Genomic DNA, 19,453 nt, shown 5'->3' on the forward strand with positions numbered 1-19,453 from the left:
TTGTTGCCCCGTCATGCGCCGGCCATATCCAGGTCATCGTAGCGACACATTTCCAGATCTCGATTTTCCCCGGTCGACTTCGTGGGGGAACCCTCGCGGCCGACTTCCTGCGGGCTTCCTGCGGGAAGGGAGCGTGTCAGTCGGCGCCACAGGCGGCGGGGCGCGGTCCACGGAGATTGGCGCAACAGCCCGCCGGACAGTCACCCCACGCCGGCCCGAGCAGACCTTCGACCGCGGCGGCCGGCGGTTCGGCGATCTCTCCGCGGGCCGTCGTGATCCGCTCGAGCACGAGTTCGCGCACCATCGCGACGAACCGCCGGTCGACGCCCGGCGTGGGAACGCGCGCGAACGCCAGCCCCAGCCGTTCGGCGGTCGCCCTCGCCTCGGTGTCGAGGTCGTACATCACTTCCATATGGTCGGAAACGAAACCGATGGGTACGACGGCGACGCCGGGCACGCCCTTGTCGGCGAGGGTGGCGAGGTGGTCGTTGATGTCGGGCTCGAGCCACGGCATGGCGGGCGGACCCGAGCGGCTGCAGTAGGCGAGGTCCCAGTCGAGGCGGGTGCCGATGCGCTCCGCCACCGTGGCGGCGACGACCGCGGACACGTCACGGTGCTCGGCGACGTAGCGACCGCCGTCCGGGCCGCTCGCGTCGTTCATCGCCTCGGGGATCGAGTGGGTCACGAACACGACGCGAGCGCCTACGGGCAGCCGAGCCAACGCCTCCTGCGTACCGTCGACGAACGGCGCGACGAAGCCCGGCCGGTTGAAGTAGTGCGGAAGTCGGGTCAACACCGGCGCCCCCTCACCGACCTCCGCGACGGCTGCCGCCAGGTCCTCGCGATACTGCCGGCAGCCCGAGTACGACGCGTAGGCGCTGGTCAGCAGGCACACCACCCGCCTGGCGCCAGCGTCACGGAGCTCGCGCACGGCGTCGACGAGGTAGGGGTCCCAGTTCCGGTTTCCCCAGAAGACGGGGAGGTCGAGCCCGCTCGCGGAGAACTCGTCGACGAGCGCCTGACGCAACGCCCGGCACTGGTCGTTGATCGGGCTCCGCCCCCCGAAGAGGTCGTAGTGTGCGCCGACCTCGGCGAGGCGTTCGCGCGGTATGCCCCGACCGCGTGTGACGTTCTCGAGGAACGGCAGGACGTCGGCCGGCTTCTCCGGACCCCCGAAGGACACCAGCAGGAGAGCATCGAACGGTTCGGCCGCCATGGGTCGATATTCCCAGGCGGTCTGTCGGTGCCCGTCGTTAGGGTGAACGAACTCGAGTCCAGTTCACCGTCGAGCATTTGCGAGCCGCTGGTCACATGTTCACGCCCTACCGCACGATCCTGAGCCTGCCCGGCAGTCTCGCGTTCTCGGCGATCGGGTGGTACGCCCGACTTCCGATATCGATGACCGGCATCGGCCTCGTGCTCCTGGTGTCGGCGGTGAGCGGCTCCTACGGCCTCGCCGGCTCCGTCGCGGCAGCGTTCATCGTCGCGCAGGCGGTCACGGCTCCGGTGCAGGCGCGGCTGGTCGACCGCTTCGGCCAGGGCCGCGTCATCCCGCCGCTCGCTCTCCTCAACGCGGTGTCGATGGGTGGCGTCATCGTCGCCGTCCAGGCCGGCACCGGCTCGCCGGTGCCGCAGCTCATCGCGGCCGTCTCGGGTGCCACCAGCCCGCTGATCGGTTCGTTCGTGCGGGCCCGCTGGACGCACGTCCTGGAGGGCCGGCCCGGGTTACACACCGCGTTCGCGCTCGAGGCGTTGATCGACGAACTGGTGTTCATGATCGGCCCACCCCTCATCACCCTGCTCGCCACCTCGATCAGCCCCGTCGCCGGACTTGCGGCGGCGGTGTTCGCCGGACTCTCCGGGGCACTGCTGCTCGCCGTCCAGCGACGCACGGAACCTCCGGTGCACCAGGTCCGGGCGGGGCAGGGCAGGAAACCTGCTCTGGGCTGGCCGAACCTCGGACCGCTCGTCGTCGCGAGCGCCGGTCTCGGCGTCCTCTTCGGCAGTGCCGAGGTGGTCGTCGTGGCCGTCGCGTCGGAGGGCGGCCAGCGCGCCCTGTCCGGCGTGCTGCTCGGGGTCTGGGCGACGGGAAGCATGCTCGCCGCGCTCGTCATCGGCACACTGCGGCTGCGTACCCCACCCCATGTCCGGCTCCGGGTGAGTGCGGCGGTGCTCGCCGTCACCCTGATCCCGATGCCGTTCATCGGTCACCTCGGCATCCTCGGGGTCGTCATGTTCCTCGCCGGGTTCGCCATCTCACCGACTCTGGTCGCCGTGATGGCGGTGATCGAGCGCACGGTGCCCGCGTCGCGACTGACCGAGGGCATGGCGTGGACGCACACCGGAGTGGCAGCGGGTGTCGCGGCGGGCGCGGCGATCGCCGGACTGGTCGTGGACGCCGCCGGCGGACGCGCGGGGTTCTTCGTCCCGCTCGTCGCGGCCGTCGCCACCGCCCTCGTCACACTCGCCGGCCGCGCGCCCGGCCCGCGGGTTTCCTCGCCCGAAGACGCTAGCCTTGCCCGATCCGCGGCCTGATTAATCCAAAGCCTGCCCAAGGACCTCCGATGTCCACGGCGCGCTGCCTGGCGTCGCCCTCCCGAGCCAGGAGAGACTAGACGGGCTCGAGAAGTGGGGAGGCGGAGACGATGCGCGACGTCAAGCTGGTACGTCTCAGCGATGACGGCACCCATCTGGTCCTGACTCACGAGCGCACTGGCGAGGAGTTCGCGCTACGCGTCGACGATCGACTACGGGGAGCAGTGGTGAGTGATCGGGCCCGGCAAGGTGCATTGCCGCTGGAGCGGCAGAGCCGGCTTCGTCCCAAGGAGATCCAGGCCCGCCTGCGGGCCGGTGAGTCCTCAGAGGACATCGCGGCGGCGGCTGACGTGCCGATCGAACGCATCCTGCGCTACGCCGGCCCGGTGCTCGCCGAGCGTGAATACATCGCCGAGCAGGCCCGCCGCTGTGCACTCCGCCGCAATGGACGCGACGGGCCCGGCCAGATTCTCGACGAAGCGGTCGGCAAGCGTCTCGACGAGCTGCAGGTGGGCCGTGACCACGCGAGCTGGGACGCCTGGCGGAGCAGCGAGGGGCGTTGGGTGGTGGCCGTGTCGTTCGGCCTCGGCGGCACCGACCACAAGGCGACGTTCCGCTACGACCCGCTCGGCCGGGTGGTCACGTCCGCGGATGACATCGCCAGGGCTCTCGTCGGCGAGGCCACCCAGCCGGTTCCGGGGCTGACGCCAGAGCTGGCACCAGGGTTCGGGCCTTCCCCTGACGACGCCGACGAACGACACCGCTCCGCCGCGGGTCGTTCCACCCGAGACGGTCACCGGCTGCGGCTCGCACCCGTTCCTTCGCCGGACCCGGGCGTCACCCCGGCCGAGCCGGCCCTTGAGCTTCCCGAGACCGAGGACACGATCGACCTGTCGCAGACCCTGGCCGCCCGTGGGTCTGGACCCAAGCCACAGCCGGGGCGGAGCACGTCCGGCGAGCACCGGCCCGACGCCGGTCCGCCAACCTCGGACTCCGGGGAGCTCGCCCCGGACGAGATGCCCGATCTTGATGATCCGCCCAGCACCGAGCGCGTTGAGGAACCTGCCGTCGCATCCCGGGCCGAGCCGGCTCCCCCGCCCGCCGCCGAGCGGTCCAACGGCAGCGAGCAGGCCACACCGCGTCGGGCCCGCTCGACCGCCGAGGCACGGCGCAAGCGGGCCCGCTCGAGCGGCCGTCGGGGTTCGGTTCCCAGCTGGGACGACATCCTCTTCGGCGGCGGTGGCCGCGAGGCCAAGGACTAGATCGGGCCCGCCTCCCCTGGGTAGAGGACCCCTGCCCAGGGGGTACGCGCATGCCGCTGGCACAATGGCCGCCATGCGTTCACGCGTCTCTTGTCGCTGTTGTTGTCGCTGAGCCACCCCAGGTTCCGCGGCTTTTGTGCCGGTATTCGCCGGCCTCGCGACCTGGTCCTCATCCAAGGGATCGATGCACCCGCGACCAGCAGCTTCAAGGACGTTCGTGATGAATTTCGCCGACTGGACCCGCGCACTTTCCGAGCGAGGGTTCACCATCGTCGCACCCACCCATCCCACGCCGATCCAGGTCTGCGCCCTGATCCCGGACGGCGGTCTGGTTCTGTTCCGGTGCCGCGGCACCCGGGTCACCATGGAGCGCCACCCGGAGTCGGCTCTCTTCGTCGCCGCCCCCGTCGCCAGCCGCGGATGCGACTGCGGCCGCAGCCATGACGACGGCCCTGTCAGTTCCTCGGACGCTCCGCGCTACATCGTCCCCGTCGATGCGCGGCCGGCGCAGATCGTGGCGTACGACGGAATGAGGGATCGCGGCTGGTGCGGCCACGAGGCAGGGCTCCTCGGGCCCGACGAGGCCGCACCGCTGTTCGACACGCTGTGGCGCCGACTGCTTCGCGGCCGTTCCCGCGACGGACTCGACGCCTGGGACGCGCGGGCGGCCGGCGGTCGTCTCGAGTTGACTCAGCGCGAGGTGGTCCGCATCCGCATGCAGGGCCTCGCGGGGTCGTCGTTGTAGACGACGCCGTCCGCCTCGTACGCCGGTCGCTCGGCGGCGAGGTAGAGCCGTTGGCCGGGGAGGTACCGCGCGTGGTAGCGGCGCTTCACCTGCGCGACGTCGCCGAACAGGTCCGCGTCACGCCGGGTCGCACGGCGCAGGATCTCGGCGAAACCGACCGAGACGAAGAGGCGGAGGTCCCACGCGGCTCGCAACTCCGGGCGGAGCAGGAATACGCCGTCGAAGACCAGGACTGAGTCCGGCACCGCCAGGACGGGCGGCGTCTCGACCGGGCGGTCGGCGCGGTAGTCGTAGACCGCGGAGCGATACCGCAGGTCACCGTCCGGTCCGAGCGGATCCAGCAGGAACGTACGAACGGCCGATGTGTCGAAGGAGTCCGCGTAGTAGCCGTACGGCGACAGCTCACCCCGCTGCCGGCGTAGCGCCCGAGGTCGGTGGAACCCGTCGATCGACCCGCGGATCACGTGCCGACGCCGCGCCCGGAGCACCTCGGCGACCTCGTTGGCCAGCGTGGTCTTGCCTGCCGCATCCACGCCATCGATCGCCACCCGTACCGGATGCGGTCGGCGGACTGCCTCGATGAGGTCGGCGAGCCTGGTCAGGAGTTCGGTCCGTGCGGCGCTCACCCCTGACGCTCGCCACCACGCGCGTGCTCCGCGAACCACCCGCCGGTCGGTGGGCTCTGCTGTGCCCCTGGTTGGGCACCGGGCGGATCCGGATGCGTGCCCGTCGCCACGGGACGGCTCGGGTCGGACACCCAGTCCGACCATGAGCCGACATACAGCGCGGCCGGGATTCCGGCCAGTTCGAGCGCGAGCACCTCGTGGGCCGCGCTCACGCCGGATCCGCAGTAGACGCCGACCGGGCTCTCGGGCTTCACACCCAGGCCGGCGAACCGCTTCCGCAGCTCCGCGGCGGCGCGAAAGCCGCCTGAGCCACTGGTGTTGGCGTCGGTGGGTGCGTTCAGGGCTCCTGGAATGTGGCCGGCAACCGGGTCGACCAGCTCGCTCTCGCCGCGGTACCGCTCCCCCGCCCGGGCGTCGAGCAGCACGCCCTCGCGTGCCATCCGTGCGGTACCGTCGGCGTCGAGCAGGGTCATCCCACCCGGTTGCGCTTCGAAGTCACCTGGCGCGACGTCCGGCGTCGTCGACTCGACCTGCAGGCCGGCCGCCATCCATGCGGGGAAGCCGCCGTCGAGAAACTGGACCGCGGTGTGGCCGAAGTACCGAAGGCACCACCATGCTCGGGCGGGACCGAAGCCGTCCTGCTCGCCATAGACCACGACCGCTCGGTCGGCCCACACCCCCGCCTGCCGCATGGCCTGGGAGAAGGCCTCCGCATCCGGCAGCGGATGCCGGCCCCCGCCATACCGTTGCCCGGACCCGCCGGGCGGAGCGGACAGGTCCTTGTCGAGGTCGACAAACCGGGCGCCAGGAATGTGGCCGACGTCGTACCGGCTCCGACCTGGTGGTCCGGTCAGCGCCCACCGGACGTCGAGCACGGCCGGCGGCCGGTCCGACCGCAGGGTTTCGGACAGCTCGGAGACTGAGATCAGCGCACTCACGGCACGCAGTCTTCCAAATCCGACCGCCATGCCACACACAACCCGCGGGCTCGGGAACCGCTGATCCTCGCCATGACCGATCGCTACCCTCGCGCGGACCACCGCCCTCGTGACGAGGCCGCATCTGACAGGCTGCTCCGAAGTGCTGTCGACGGGCGCTGCGAGAAGGAGTGGCATCGATGCCAGGACAACACGGGGGACGCCAGCACGACCGGTCCCGCCAGCACGACCGGTCCCGCCACAACGACCGGCCCCGCCACAACGACCGGCTCCGGCGACTTCGCGCCGGGGACCGGGTGAGCGTCGTGGCGCCCGCCGGACCAGTGGCGCCGGACCTGCTCGACAAGGGGGTGGCGATCCTGTCGGCCTGGGGGCTGGACGTACGCCTCGGCACGTACGTACACGCCCGGCATCCCCGGTTCGACTATCTCGCCGGTACGGACGGACAACGGGCCGAGGACCTGACGCGGGCCTGGTGCGATCCGGAGACGGTCGCGGTGTTCTGCGCCCGCGGCGGCTACGGTGCGATGCGGACTCTCGACCTTCTCGACTGGGACGCACTCGCCGCAGCACCGGCCAAGGTCTTCACCGGGTCCAGCGACATCACGGCACTCCACCAGGTGATCGGCTCGCGGCTGCGTATCCCTACCGTTTTCGGCGCGATGGTGGGCAGCGGCTCCTTCGTCGACGACCCGGTGGCCCAGGACAATCTGCGCCGCATGCTGTTCGCGCCCGATGCTGGCGTGCTGCTCGAGAGTCCGCGGGCCGCGCCACTGGTACCTGGTCGGGCACGCGGGATCGCGGTCGGCGGCAATTTGAGCCTGGTCGCGAGTGGTGCCGGGGTCCCGGAGATCGCACCGCCGCCTCCGGGGGCGATCGCGCTGCTCGAGGACGTCACCGAGGAGCCGTACCGCATCGACCGGTACCTCAGCCACCTCCGCCGGGCCGGGTGGTTTCGCAACGTGGCCGGCATCGCCCTCGGCTCGTGGGTCGACTGTGGTGAACTCGCCGACGTCCGGGAGGTCCTGTCCGACCGGCTGGGCGATCTCGGCGTACCCATCGTCTGGGAGCTCGGGTTCGGCCACTGCCGTGGGCAGCTCGCGGTCCCGCTCGGCAGCGAGGTCGAGCTGGAATCAGACGCCCAGACCGGTACCGCCAGGCTGAGACTGACCGAACCTGCCCTCGCCTAGCGTCCGGAGGAAGGGCCACGACCGCACACGTCCCCAGACCCCACACACCTCCCAGCCAGGAAGGACCGCTGTGAGCCCAGCCAGTACGCAGGATTCCGGGTCGTCCGGCCACCCCGACGATGGCGTCGAGGAGCTCTGCGCCGAGCTCATCCGGTTCGACACCACCAACCGCGGACCTGGCGACTCCGTGGGCGAGCGCGAGGCGGCTGCGTTCGTCGCCGACACGCTGGCGGCTGCGGGTTATGTACCGAAGACGCTCGAGTCCGCTCCCCGGAGGGCCAACGTCGTCACCCGGATCGCCGGCCGCGACCCCGAGGCCGACGCGCTGCTCGTCCATGCCCACCTCGACGTCGTACCCGCCGATCCGAGTGAGTGGTCCGTGCCGCCGTTCAGCGGAAGGATCCAGGACGGCTACGTGTGGGGCCGGGGTGCGATCGACATGAAGGACATGTGCGCGATGGTCCTGTCCGTGCTGCGGTCGTGGGCGGTCCGGGAGGTGGAGCCGAGGCGCGACATCGTGGTGGCGTTCGTCGCTGACGAGGAGGCACACGGCGATTACGGCGCGAACTGGCTGGTCGACAACCACCCCGACCTGTTCGCCGGGTGTACGGCGGCGATCAGCGAGTCCGGTGGGCATACGTTCCATGTCGACGGCGTACGCCTCTACCCGGTGGCGGCCGGCGAGCGCGGCACCATCCATCTGCGGCTCACCGCACGCGGGCGGGCGGGGCACGGGTCTCGGCCCAACCCCGACAACGCGGTCGTGAAGCTCGCGAAGGCGCTCGGCCGGATTGCGGACCACGAGTGGCCGGTACGCCTCACGCCGACGGTCCAGGCCTACCTCGAACACGCCGGCGCGGCCCTGAACGTCCCCGTCGACCTGACCGACATCGACGGCACCCTCGAACGCCTCGGCCGGGCGAGCCTGCTGGCTGCCGGCACGGTGCGCAACACGGCCACGCCGACCATGCTCGACGCCGGATACAAGATCAACGTGATCCCCGGCACCGCCCACGCCCTGCTCGACGGGCGCGCGTTGCCCGGCACGGAGGAGGAGTTCCTCGCCACCATCGACGAACTGCTCGGCCCCGACGTCAGCCGCGAAACGCTCGACTACACCGAGGCCGTCGCAGCGCCCGTGGACTCGCCGTGGTTCCGGGCCATGGGCGACGCGCTGCGGGCCGAGGATCCCGAGGCGGTCGTCGTGCCGTTCTGCATGGGGGGCGGCACCGACGCGAAGGCGTTCGCCCGGCTCGGCATCGCCGGCTACGGCTTCTCGCCGCTGCGCCTGCCGCCCGACTATGCGTTCCGGGGAATGGCGCACGGGGTCGACGAACGCGTGCCGGTCGACGGGCTGCGGTTCGGGGCGCGGGTGCTGGACCGGTTCCTGCAGGAGTGCTGAGCTGGCGCGGACGTTCCTGCGTACGGGGCCGTCGCGCGTTTCCCGGTCGTCGTTGGGTCAGCTGCTGGTGCCGAACGGAAGGACGTCGGGCGACAGCGATCCTGAGTTGCCGACGTGCGCAGTCACCTTCCGCCGGTGATGGCGCCGGCACAGCACTTCGTAGCCGAGGTCGAGCGCCCGCACCTCGTCGGTGTCGCCGATCACCACCTGCTCGCCCTCGGTGACCATGACGCCGCCGACGGTGCGCGCGTTGTGGGTGCCGGGCCGGCCGCACCAGCACAGCGACCTCACCTGCAGGGCCTCCACCCGGTCGGCCAGTTCCACCAGGCGCTGGCTGCCTTCGAACAGCCGGGTCCGGAAGTCGGTCAAGATCCCGAACGCGTAGACGTCGACGCTCAACTCGTCGACGATGCGGCCGAGCTGCTCGATCTGCTCACCCGAGTAGAACTGTGCCTCGTCGCAGATCAGGTAGTCGATCCGCGCGCCCGCGGTCATCTCCCCCACCACCAGACGCTGCAGGTTGAGATCAGCCTTGACCTCGATCGCCGGCACGGTCAGTCCGAGGCGGCTGGACAGCGTCGCCTGCCCGGCCCTGTCATGGCAGGTGAACAGACGCCCAGCAAGCCCACGCTGACGCGCGTTGTAGTCCAGCTGGAGGGCGAGTGTGGACTTGCCGCAGTCCATCGTTCCGGTGAAGAAGACGAGTTCGGCCACGGCGAGCCATCCTTGCAAACTCAGGTTGCGAGACACGCCGTGATCGACTCGTGGTCGAAAAGGGTGGGCTACCTCACACCCGTGCCACCGACGCGCCGGACGTGAACGATCACGCTTACCTGGCAAGTACCAACGATGCACGGCAAATTTGCCGTGTGTCGTGGGAAATGATCACGTATGCGTGATCATTCCCACGGATCAGGCGGCGACGAGGAGGGGTACCAGCATCTCGTCGGCGGTGAGTGAGCCGTGCCAGCCGAGCAGGCTCGCCTCCATGGGAAACTCGGCGGCACATTCCACGGCGACATCGCCGAGCGAAGCGATCACGACATCACCCAGGCGCGGCAGCACCCGTTCGTCCACGGGACCGAACCAGCCCTGGGTCACGGCCTCGTCCCGGGTGAGCACCATCGCGTCGGGCCCGAGCCGTTCGCGCCAGGCCGCCACCACGTCGTCGGTCGCCCCAGGCTCGGTGTAGAGGTAGCGCAACCGTGGATCACCGCCGACGAGGTAGACCCCCGCACGGAGTCGCGGGTCGCTGTCGACGTCGACCCGTCGGTCGAAGGGTACGTCGAGCATGCCGTGGTCGCCGGTGATGAGCAGGGTCGCGTCGGCGGGTAACGCCGCACGGAGTCGCGCGACGAAGGCGTCGGTCGCTGACAGCTGGTGCCTCCAGGCCGGCGAGTGGCAGCCGTCCCGATGGCCGGTCCAGTCAAGGCTTCCTTCGTACAGATAGACCAGGCTGCGCTGGCCGCGGGCGGACGCCTCCGCGGTGTACGCGATCCGCTGTCCGGCACTGTCGGCCGCCACGAACTCGCCACCGCGGAGCCCCGCCACGGTGAGGCCCGAGCCGCGAAACGCCTTGGGTGACACCGATGTCACCGCGACGCCGGCTCGTTCGGCCTGCTCGAAAAGGGTGGCGTGCGGCTGCCAGAGCAGTGGCTCGACGGTGGTGTTCCAGCGCAGCGTGTTGAGGAGGTGGTCGGTGCCCGGCACCAGCATCGTGTAGCCGACCACCCCGTGCTCACCGGGCGGGCGCCCGGTGCCGAAACTGACCAGGCTCGTCGAGGTCGTGGACGGCACCGGCGCGGTCAGCGGCCGCCCGCCCTGGTCGGCGAGCCCGGCGAGGTACGGCGCCTCGGTGGCGTAGGTCCGCAGCAGGTTCCAGCCGAGTCCGTCGATGAGGAGGACGACGTACCGCCTCGCCGGCGGCAGCCCGAGCAGGTTCCGCGCGCTGTCGACCTCCAGACCCGCCATCGCGGCCGCGACGAGATCAGAGAGGGCGGCCTCGCCGTACTTCGGGAGGACCAGCATTCACCGGACCGACGGGCGCCGGGACACGCTCGACAGTTCCTGCGCGAACCCGAGCAGGCGCCCGACGGCGTCGCCACCCTCGGCGGCCGAGCTGACCTGGACCGTCACGTCGTCGGAAGAGAACGTGCCGCTGTAGCCGTGGTCGGCCTCGCAGTTGGGGTCGGCGCAGGCGGCCGGCTCCAGCTCCAGACGTCCCATCGCTCCCCACCCGACAGTGAGGATCGCCGAGTGCACGGCCCCGCCTGGTTCGTACGCCGCCGGGTTGGCGACCACGCGGCTCACCACGACCGAGCTCACCCGGTCGATGGGTACCGCCTCGGTCGACGCCGTGGCGTAAGGCGTCGGCAGGCTGTCGTCGGCGGGGTGTTCGTCGGTGTGGCCCACGATGAGCCGCGTCGGGGTGAGGACCAGCACGGTGATGTGGCGGGTCACCTCGTCGCGGGTGAACGTCGGCTCGTGGTGGACGAAGTACGACAGCACCCGCTCACCGGCGAGGCAGGTCTCCAGCGCGTCGGCGACGACGTCCGGGTAGTAACCGCTCCGGTCGATCGCGGCGCGAAGCTCGACTGTCGTGCTCACGGACTCACTCATGGCTGTCATCCTTCCACGCCGAGCGTCCACTCGGTCGGCGACCGCGCTGTGGCGGCACCGAGTGACCAGCGCCGCAACAGGGGGCTCCTACATGCGGTCGGGAGCCGAGATGCCCAGGACGGAGAGCCCGGTGGCGAGGACCCGCCCGGTCACGTCGCAGAGGACGAGCCGGCTGGTCTTCGTCTTCTCGTCCTCGGCACGCAGAACCGGACAGTGTTCGTAGAACGCCGTGAACGCCGTGGCCAGGTCGAAGAGGTACCCACAGATCCGGTGCAGCTCGACGCCTTCAGCCGCCTTGTGCAGCACGCCCTCGAACTCGGCGAGCCGCAGCGCGAGCCGGTGCTCCTCCGGGGCGGTGAGCACGACCTCGGAGCCCTTGATGCTCGCCGGGTCGATCTCCCCACGCCGGAACACCGACAGGATCCGCGCACGGGCGTACTGGAGATACGGCGCCGTGTTGCCGTCGAAGGAGACCATCTGGTCGAGGTCGAACAGGTAGTCCTTGATCCGGTCGTTGGACAGGTCGCCGTACTTGATCGCCCCGATCCCGACCGCTCTCGCGACGGCTGACCGCTCGTCGGCGTCGAGGTCAGGTGCCTTCTCGCTGACCACGGCCTCCGCGCGCTGTACCGCCGCGTCGAGCAGATCCGCGAGCTTCGGCAGGTCTCCGGACCGGGTCCGGAGCCGCTTGCGGTCGGTGCCGAGCACCATCCCCATGGTGATGTGCTCCGCGGTGGCTGGAGGCTTGAGCCAGCCGGCGTCCCGGGCCGCTACGAACAGCATCGCGAGCCGCAACCGCTGCTCGTTGGCGACGACGTAGTAGATCCGGTCCGCATGCAGGTCGAGCAGGCGCCGGCGGATCGCCACCAGATCGGTGGCTTCGTAGTTGTAGCCGCCGTCGCGCTTGCGGACGATGATCGGGAACGGCTTGCCGTCGCGGCCGGTGAAACCCTCGGGGAAGAGGCAGATGGCGCCGTCACTCTCCCGCAGCAGGCCAAGCCGGTCGAGTTCCTCCACGATGCCGGGCAGACCATCGTTGTACGCGGACTCGCCGACGTTGTGCTCAGGGGTCAAGGTGATGTCGAGCGCGTCGTAGACGCCCTGGAAGTGCTTCTCCGACTCCTCGATGAACAGTTTCCACAGCGCGTGGGTCGCGGCGTCACCGCTCTGCAGGAGGACCACCCGACGGCGGGCCCGGTCGGCGAAGTCCTCGTCGGCGTCGAACTTCCGCCTGGCCGCCTGATAGAAGTCCGTGAGGTCGCCGAGCGCGAAGTCGTCGGAGGTCGGGTCGGCGCCCGAATCGGCGAAGTGCTCGATGAGCATGCCGAACGTCGTCCCCCAGTCGCCCAGGTGATTCTGCCGGACCACGTCGTGGCCGAGGAACTCCAGCAGCCTGGCGAGTGCGTCACCGATCACTGTCGAGCGCAGGTGCCCGACGTGCAGCTCCTTGCCGACGTTCGGCCCGGAGTAGTCGACGAGGATCTTCTGCGGCTCGGCTACGGTCGCAACTCCGACGCGCTCGTCGGCGGCCATCTCCTCGACGATTCGTGTCAGCGCGGAGTCGGCGACCGTGAGGTTGAGGAACCCCGGACCCGCGATCTCAGCCTTTGCCACGAGGTCCTCGATCTTGGCGACGTTGAGGATCGCGGCCGCGATCTCGCGCGGGGGGCGGCGGAGCTTCTTCGCCAGCGGGAGTGCGCCGTCTGCCTGGTAGTCGGCGTGGTCGGAACGCCGGACCGCGGGGTCGGCGTGATCGCCGGCAACCTCGGAGAAGGCACGGGCCAGTCGGTCTGTCAGCAGCTGGGGAAGGTCCGTCACAACACATAAGGATCTCACGTCCAGTCCACCGAATTGCCGCGGCCGGCCCAGGTGTCGTCGAGCGACACCTGGGCACAGGGCTACCGCGGAGTCGGGTGTCCGGTGCGCTAGCGTGACGAGTTGTGGCGTACGACGGAAAAGTAACGGTTGGCGGACCACCTGCGGTACGGGAGCTCACCGGCCTCGTCCTCACCAAGGTCGCGGTCGGTCCGATGGACAACAACGCTTATCTTCTCCGATGCCGCGAGACCGGCGAGAGGCTCCTCATCGACGCCGCCAACGAAGCGGCAACGCTGCTCGGCCTGCTCGACGCCGACGGTCCGCTGGCGCGTGTGGTCACCACCCACCGGCACGGCGACCACTGGCAGGCGCTCGCCGACGTCGTGGCACACACCGGCGCCCGGACCGCGGCGCACGTCGACGACGCCGAGGGGATCCCGGTACCGACCGACGAGGTCCTACGCGACGGAGACCAGGTGTCGGTGGGCTCGTGCACACTCGAGGTGATCCATCTGGTCGGCCACACGCCGGGTTCGATCACCCTGCTGTACGACGAGCCGGGCGGCCGGCCGCACATCTTCACCGGTGACAGCCTCTTCCCCGGCGGGGTCGGCAACACGCACGGGTCGAAGAAGGACTTCGAGATCCTCCTGGGCGATGTGGAGCGCAAGCTGTTCGACCGCTTGCCGGACGAGACGTGGGTCTATCCGGGTCACGGTGCCGACACCACCCTCGGCGCGGAACGCCCCCACCTCGGCGAATGGCGTTCCCGCGGCTGGTGAGATCCCTCGGGCGAGGCTTCGCCCACTTCGCCAGAAGTTGATCAGCGCATGACGGCTCGGACGGTCCTGGCGACCTGTCCGAGTGGTCCCACCGTCGATCGACGACTACCTCGCCTTCAGAGGTGGGCGGGATTCAGAGGTGGGCGGGATGGGAAGGGACGCGGGGGTGGCGACCGGCGGACAGCATGTCGCGCATGAGCTGATAGCCGTGCGTACGCGAAACAAGGTCGCCCGCGATCGCCTCGCTGATCAGACCGGCGGTGTCGCAGGTGGGTATGCCGGCCAGCCGGGCGTACCGTAACGCCTCCCGGTCGTCACTCACCCAGTGCGAGCCGGCGAACTCGGGCCAAGACTGGATCACGTAACAGGTCTGGGCTTCGCCGAGGTGGCGCAGCGCCTGCCGCGGTGGCCCGCCGAAGACCGCGCGGCGGAGGCGTTCGATCTGGTGGATGTCGTGGGCTTCGGTGATCTCGACGGGCTTGCCGAGCCAACCGTCGCGCCCGATCGTCGCGAGGCACGGGTAGGTCCTTGCCGATCGGTCCGCCTCGAAGGCGATCGCCTCCACCCAGCGACCGCGCCCGGCGAGAGTCTCCTCGAGTAGCGCCAGGCTGTCGACCGCCGCGAAGTTGCAGAGGACGGTGTTGTCGGGGAACCAGTAGGCGGTCACGGAACGAACTCGGGCTCCGGATCGCCGGCGCCCGGTTCAGCCGGCGTCTCGAGGGCCCGCCGCAGGATGTCGACATCGACACCGACGAGGTTGGCGAACGGTCGCAGGGTGGCCTTGCCATCGAGATAGGCCGTGAAGGTGTCCCGGACGAGCGCTGCGGGGAGCCGCGACCGGCGACTCGACTCGATCCAGTCAGCGAACTCACCGCTCCGCCCCACCCGGAACGCGCATGCGGCGGTCGTCAGCGTACGGAACTCTTCCCGAAGCGGGGTCGCGATGAGGCCGAGGGCGTGAAGGCGGTAGGCGAGGGTGCTGGGCGAGACGGAGAGGCGCATGACCAGCGCGGCGAAGTCATCGACCGACAACCCGCCGTCGCTCGGTACAGCGTCGCGCAACGCGTCCTCCGGAAGCAGGAACGCGGCGGCGAAGGCGTTGGCGGTGGCCTCGGACGGATGGCGCCGGCGTTCCGGATCCATCACGTCCTTGTCGATCGAGAGGCCCTGGTCGTCGCCGGCCAGCAGGTGGCCCAGCTCGTGAGCGACCGTGAAGCGTTGCCGGGTCGGATACTCGCTCGTCGCCACCAGGATGAGCCGGGTGTGCTGGTCGTGCCAGGCCAGGCCGTCACACCCGGCCGGAATCATGCTCACGGCGACGCCGATGCCGAAGTAGTGCTCGACGACGGACGCGAGATCCCGGGCAAGCGGATCGCCTCCTGCGTCGCGGAGTTGGTCGACGACCCGGGCGGCGAGGCGGGCGCCATTGTCCGCCGGCCGGTCGCGAGCGTCGACCGAACGCACCGTGCCCGATGCCTGCGCATAGCCGAGGAACGCGAGATCCTCCCGCGCCTGCGCCAGGCGGGTCGCCTCGCGAACGCCCGCATCCACTCCACCGTCATGGGAGCTCTCCGCGCGGGCAGCCACCGCGGGCGGGCCGGCCCTCCCGCCGAGAAGCCAGTCGACGGTCACGTCGCCGAGCTCAGCGATGTGAGCGAGGTCCAACGAGGTGAACCGCCGCACGCCCGACAGTGACTTGGACATCTTCGACGCGTCCAGCCCCGCTCTGGCGGCGAACGCCGACTGCGTGAGCCCGCTGGACTCGATCAGTGCGCGCACCCGTGTCGCGGTGGAGTCGGCCATGAGATCGAGCCTATGCGTACGTTGCGAAAATCGCAACACGGTCCGCGTGCCCGAGGACGCGTGCGAAACCGGGTCATACTCGACCAATGGCTGGCGACTCCGCGCGGATCGAGCGACTGACCGGACTGGCGCGTGTGTGGGGCGAGCTGTACTTCTACCATCCGAGCCTGACCGTTCCAGATGAGCGGTGGGAGGACCTGCTGGTGGCCGCCATCCCGCGCGTGGAGGCGGCTCAGACCGGCGAGGCGTACGCCGCCGCCCTCAACCTCCTGATCCGCCACCTCGACGATCGGTGGACCCGGGCGGTCGCGAGCAACACTTCCCCTACCGGCCGCCTCCGAGATGACCGCGCAGGCGAGACGGTCGAAACTGTCCGGCTGCCCTCCGCTCGCCGGCTTTCGGGCGGTCTCGGATACCTGGACGCGGGCAACGCCGGCCTCACCGAGCAACCCGACCTGCTGACCAGGTGGGGAGAAGCGGTCGACAGCCTCGCCGACGGCACCGGGATCGTCCTCGACCTGCGGCGTGCGTACCCCGTGGGCTCCGCTACCTGGGCACAAAGCCCGCTGCCGGACGCGTTCGGCTTCTTCGTCGACTCCCCGCTCCCGACGCCCGGCCGGCTCGAACGCGTCCACCATGGTTGGAACGAGGGCTCCGCGGTCGGAAGGAGGTCGGTCTACGGCTCGACCTGGGAACACCGATCCGCCGGTTTCCTCACTCCGATGCGCTCGGCCGGTCCACCCGTACGCGCAAGGTACGCGTCGACCGACTTCGACGCACTGCCCTCCTACACCGGTCCGCTCGCGGTCATCGTCGACGACGAGTCCTTCGCTCGATGTGAGGTGGCGCTGGCCGGACTCCAGTCCGCGGGGCGACCGTTCGTCGTCCACGAGACCGCGGACGGCCCTCATGTTCCGGCGGCCCGGGCGACCGGCGAGTCGCTCCTGCTGTGGGGAGACGTCGAGGTCTGCCAACGCCACCATCGGCTGGCCACCGGCCACAGTCTGGTCGACGTCACACCTGACCGCATCGTGTCGCCCAGCGATCCGGACGCCGCGGTCGCCGCCGCCGCAGGCCTGCTTCACGACGGGACGCCGGAACGCCTGACCGGGCGCCCGCTCGTCCTGCCCGATTCACCGGCGTACGAGCGGGTCACCACCTCACCGGACCTGCCCTCTCGTGAGGCGCGGCTCCTGGGACTATTCAAACTCTGGTGCGTCCTCGGTGAGTTCTCTCCACATCTGGAGTACGCCGACCTCGACTGGCCGCGCCTTCTCGACGAGTGGGTCCCACGGGTCGAGGCGGCTGGCACCATCGCCACTTGGGGCGAGGTCCTGCTCGAGCTGACCGCACTCCTCAACGACAGTCACGTGAGTGTCAACCACGCCTTGCGCGAGCAGGTGTTCGTCGCGCGGTCGGCCACGCATGCGCCACCGATCCGCCTGCTGGCGTTGGGCGATCGCTTTGTCGTCGGCGAACCGCCCGACGCGACGGCGCGCGGGAGCGAGGACGGTCAGGAGCTCGTCCCGGGAATGGACGTGACGCAGGTCGACGGCCGGACACTCACCGACGTCGCCGCCGAGTACGCGCCCCTCATCTCCGCCTCGACGCCCCAGGCACGGATGGCGAGGCTGTCGCGGGTCGTCCTCCTCGGGCCGGCGAACTCACCTGCCGAACTGACCGTCAACTCCGGCGGACACGACCGGAAGGTCACGGTGACGCGGAGCCGTCCAGCGTCTCAACTGAGTCCGCCGGCACACAACCAGGACGCAGCACGCTGGGTCGAGGAGTTCGGCTACCTCGACCTCGCGACGGCCGAGAGTCCAGCGGTCGTCGACGAGGCGTTCGCCCGTTTCGTCGACGCGCCCGGGCTCCTCCTCGACATGCGTGGGTACCCGCGGTGCTATCCGCGCGGCACCGTCGTACCCCGGCTGATCGACCGTCCGTGCCACAGCCCGCACTACCACTTTCCCTTGCGTTCGGGTTCGCGGCGAGGTGGCGGGGCAGGAACGACACCGGGGCGCGACCACGTGGCCGAGTACTGGACGCAGGAGCACTACCTCATCCATCCCGACCTGGACCTGCACTATGGCGGCGAGGTCGCGGTGCTGATCGACGATCGGGCGATCAGCCAGTCCGAGGACTTCTGCATCTGCCTCCGCAACGCCGGCCGCGGGATCTTCGTCGGTACGCCGACCGCCGGCACGAACGGCAACGTCACCTGGGTGGACCTTCCTGGAGGGGCTTCTGTGAGCTTCACCGGGATGCGGGTCACCTACGCCGACGGGGCCCGGTTCCAGAACCTCGGCATCCACCCCGACATCCTCGTCGCGCCAACGCCAGAGGGAATCGCCGCCGGCCGGGACGACGTGCTGGAGGCCGCCATCGCCGCCTTGCGGCAGTCACGATTGGACGTGCGGCCATGACACGCTTCGCCGACCTCGTCTCCACCGCACGAGCCTGTCTCGTTGCCGATGACGGTGACCTGTGGGGCATCTCGCTCGCGGACGTCTCGTGGATGGGCATCGAGGACGACCGCATCCTGCTCACCGCCGATCCGTGCCGACCGGGCTACGCACCTGACGGTCAAGGCCTGTGGTCGGGCCCACGGCCGCCGGACTTCGCACTCGGAAGTACCTCGCTCGAGTGGGCGGGTAGGCGATGGGCGGCCAGCGAGTTCTCCTTCCACGACACCGATAAGGCGGCCGTGCGCGAGTTGCTCCACGAAGCGTGGCACGTAGTGGTGCAACCGCAACTCTTCTCCGACATCACCTCGATCGAGACCACCGGCGTCCCTGGAGCCGACCTGCTCGACACCGCGAACGGGCGGACCTGGTTACGACTCGAAAGCGTCGCCCTCTCCCGTGCTCTCGCGCTCGTGGGGACGGACGACGAGTGGCGATCCGCGGCGGCCGATGCTCTGCTGTTCCGCCGTCGTCGAGGTCTGCATGCGACGGCGGCAGAGGCGATGCGCGAACAGAACCTCGACATCGCCGAAGGAATGGCGGAGTACACCGGCTGGCGGCTCTCGGGCGCTTCACCGCAGGCGTTGGCCGAGCATGTGCAGGACCTTCCTGACGGTGACGAGGTGTCGTGGGTACGCAGCTTTCCGTACCACACCGGACCTGCGTACGGATATCTTCTCGACGCGACCGGCAGCGAATGGCGACGTCGGCTGCAGGTCGTCAAGGACCTCCAGGCGCTGCTGTCCGAGACGGTTGAGAACCACGACCTGGCCGCCGCCGAAACGCGTGGAGAAGCGTACGGACTCGAGGGTGTACGACGACTCGAAACCGCCCGCGAGAAGCGGCAGCAAGCCAAGGTCGACGTGCTCAGGAAGCGGTTCGCGGCATCGAGAGTGCTACGAATCCGCTGGCAGCGCAACGGGCTGACGTTCCGTCCGGGCCAGGTCACACCCCTCGACATCGGCACCGTCTATCGCCACCTCGCCTGGCGCTCACCGGATGGTTGCGAACTCGTCGCACCAGGCGGCGCGCTCCTCACGCCCGACTGGTCCGAGATCTGGGTGCCGCTCGATGCCTCGACCCTTCCGGACGGATCCCCGCCGTCCCTTCCCACCACGTTGAACGGCGACGGCTGGACCCTCCGGGTGACAGATGTCTGGCGGCTCCGGCCGGACGGCGACGCGTGGCACGTCGAGCCCATGCCGTGAGCCGATCGGGAGATGTCCGGTTTGGGCATTTACTTCGAAAAGGGACGTCCGTACGGTTAC

Annotated in this window: 17 protein-coding genes; 8 read left to right on the top strand and 9 right to left on the bottom strand. The window is 69.9% G+C overall.

The genetic code is table 11. From position 1 onward, the window contains the following. Nucleotides 1–136: 136 nt before the first annotated feature. Nucleotides 137–1,216 carry a ferrochelatase gene (locus ABN028_RS17015; RefSeq protein WP_349697239.1) on the bottom strand — a complete coding sequence of 360 codons (1,080 nt, stop codon included), beginning with the start codon at nucleotides 1,214–1,216 and terminating at the stop codon, nucleotides 137–139. 95 nt (nucleotides 1,217–1,311) lie between these two features. Here ABN028_RS17015 and ABN028_RS17020 point away from each other — a divergent pair, with 95 nt between their 5' ends. The 3 genes from ABN028_RS17020 (at nucleotide 1,312) to ABN028_RS17030 (ending at nucleotide 4,542) form a co-directional block, all read left to right on the top strand. Further along, nucleotides 1,312–2,535, top strand: coding sequence for an MFS transporter (locus tag ABN028_RS17020; RefSeq protein ID WP_349697240.1), 1,224 nt, complete (start codon nucleotides 1,312–1,314; stop codon nucleotides 2,533–2,535). A gap of 110 nt (nucleotides 2,536–2,645) precedes the next feature. After that, nucleotides 2,646–3,797: a septation protein SepH gene (gene sepH / locus ABN028_RS17025; RefSeq protein WP_349330750.1), complete on the top strand. Its 1,152-nt coding sequence runs from the start codon at nucleotides 2,646–2,648 to the stop codon at nucleotides 3,795–3,797. A gap of 220 nt (nucleotides 3,798–4,017) precedes the next feature. Beyond that, complete coding sequence (locus tag ABN028_RS17030; protein ID WP_349330751.1) at nucleotides 4,018–4,542, top strand: hypothetical protein; 525 nt, start codon at nucleotides 4,018–4,020, stop codon at nucleotides 4,540–4,542. On the opposite strand, the gene ABN028_RS17035 is transcribed toward ABN028_RS17030, so the two are convergent. Together ABN028_RS17035 and ABN028_RS17040 are read right to left on the bottom strand one after the other, a co-directional pair. Continuing rightward, nucleotides 4,488–5,168 (bottom strand): nucleoside/nucleotide kinase family protein, encoded by a 681-nt coding sequence (locus tag ABN028_RS17035; RefSeq protein ID WP_349697241.1) that lies wholly within the window; start codon nucleotides 5,166–5,168, stop codon nucleotides 4,488–4,490. The genes ABN028_RS17030 and ABN028_RS17035 overlap by 55 nt on opposite strands. After that, entirely contained in the window at nucleotides 5,165–6,106 is a 942-nt protein-coding gene (locus tag ABN028_RS17040) for a sulfurtransferase (protein ID WP_349697242.1), read from the bottom strand. Before ABN028_RS17040 ends, ABN028_RS17035 begins: the two co-directional genes overlap by 4 nt. A 179-nt stretch (nucleotides 6,107–6,285) precedes the next feature. On the opposite strand from ABN028_RS17040, the gene ABN028_RS17045 reads away from it, so the two are divergent. Both ABN028_RS17045 and ABN028_RS17050 read left to right on the top strand, forming a co-directional pair. Then, nucleotides 6,286–7,296, top strand: a complete 1,011-nt coding sequence (locus tag ABN028_RS17045; RefSeq protein ID WP_349697243.1) for a S66 peptidase family protein — start codon at nucleotides 6,286–6,288, stop codon at nucleotides 7,294–7,296. 70 nt (nucleotides 7,297–7,366) lie between these two features. Continuing rightward, complete coding sequence (locus ABN028_RS17050; RefSeq protein ID WP_349330755.1) at nucleotides 7,367–8,698, top strand: M20/M25/M40 family metallo-hydrolase; 1,332 nt, start codon at nucleotides 7,367–7,369, stop codon at nucleotides 8,696–8,698. Between the two features lie 57 nt (nucleotides 8,699–8,755). On the opposite strand, the gene ABN028_RS17055 is transcribed toward ABN028_RS17050, so the two are convergent. From ABN028_RS17055 to argS, 4 genes are all read right to left on the bottom strand, one after another. Then, complete coding sequence (locus ABN028_RS17055; protein ID WP_349330756.1) at nucleotides 8,756–9,412, bottom strand: thymidine kinase; 657 nt, start codon at nucleotides 9,410–9,412, stop codon at nucleotides 8,756–8,758. 198 nt (nucleotides 9,413–9,610) lie between these two features. After that, the gene (locus ABN028_RS17060; RefSeq protein WP_349330757.1) at nucleotides 9,611–10,726 is read right to left on the bottom strand and encodes an alkaline phosphatase family protein; all 1,116 of its coding nucleotides are present in this window, start codon (nucleotides 10,724–10,726) and stop codon (nucleotides 9,611–9,613) included. Beyond that, entirely contained in the window at nucleotides 10,727–11,317 is a 591-nt protein-coding gene (locus ABN028_RS17065) for a DUF5998 family protein (RefSeq protein WP_349330758.1), read from the bottom strand. Between the two features lie 87 nt (nucleotides 11,318–11,404). After that, nucleotides 11,405–13,135 carry an arginine--tRNA ligase gene (gene argS / locus ABN028_RS17070; protein WP_349697244.1) on the bottom strand — a complete coding sequence of 577 codons (1,731 nt, stop codon included), beginning with the start codon at nucleotides 13,133–13,135 and terminating at the stop codon, nucleotides 11,405–11,407. Between the two features lie 122 nt (nucleotides 13,136–13,257). Between argS and ABN028_RS17075 the strand changes: the two genes are divergently transcribed. Further along, nucleotides 13,258–13,917: an MBL fold metallo-hydrolase gene (locus tag ABN028_RS17075; RefSeq protein WP_349697245.1), complete on the top strand. Its 660-nt coding sequence runs from the start codon at nucleotides 13,258–13,260 to the stop codon at nucleotides 13,915–13,917. A 133-nt stretch (nucleotides 13,918–14,050) separates the two neighbouring features. Here the strand turns inward: ABN028_RS17075 and ABN028_RS17080 are convergent, their stop codons facing one another. Both ABN028_RS17080 and ABN028_RS17085 read right to left on the bottom strand, forming a co-directional pair. After that, entirely contained in the window at nucleotides 14,051–14,584 is a 534-nt protein-coding gene (locus ABN028_RS17080) for a hypothetical protein (RefSeq protein ID WP_349689080.1), read from the bottom strand. After that, nucleotides 14,581–15,720, bottom strand: coding sequence for a helix-turn-helix domain-containing protein (locus ABN028_RS17085; protein WP_349697246.1), 1,140 nt, complete (start codon nucleotides 15,718–15,720; stop codon nucleotides 14,581–14,583). Before ABN028_RS17085 ends, ABN028_RS17080 begins: the two co-directional genes overlap by 4 nt. An 86-nt stretch (nucleotides 15,721–15,806) precedes the next feature. Here ABN028_RS17085 and ABN028_RS17090 point away from each other — a divergent pair, with 86 nt between their 5' ends. Continuing rightward, nucleotides 15,807–18,146: a S41 family peptidase gene (locus tag ABN028_RS17090; RefSeq protein ID WP_349697247.1), complete on the top strand. Its 2,340-nt coding sequence runs from the start codon at nucleotides 15,807–15,809 to the stop codon at nucleotides 18,144–18,146. Further along, nucleotides 18,143–19,393, top strand: coding sequence for a hypothetical protein (locus tag ABN028_RS17095; RefSeq protein WP_349697248.1), 1,251 nt, complete (start codon nucleotides 18,143–18,145; stop codon nucleotides 19,391–19,393). Before ABN028_RS17090 ends, ABN028_RS17095 begins: the two co-directional genes overlap by 4 nt. The last annotated feature ends 60 nt before the right edge of the window (nucleotides 19,394–19,453 follow it).

Source organism: Actinopolymorpha sp. B17G11, from assembly GCF_040196095.1.
Classification (GTDB): Bacteria; Actinomycetota; Actinomycetes; order Propionibacteriales; family Actinopolymorphaceae; genus Thermasporomyces.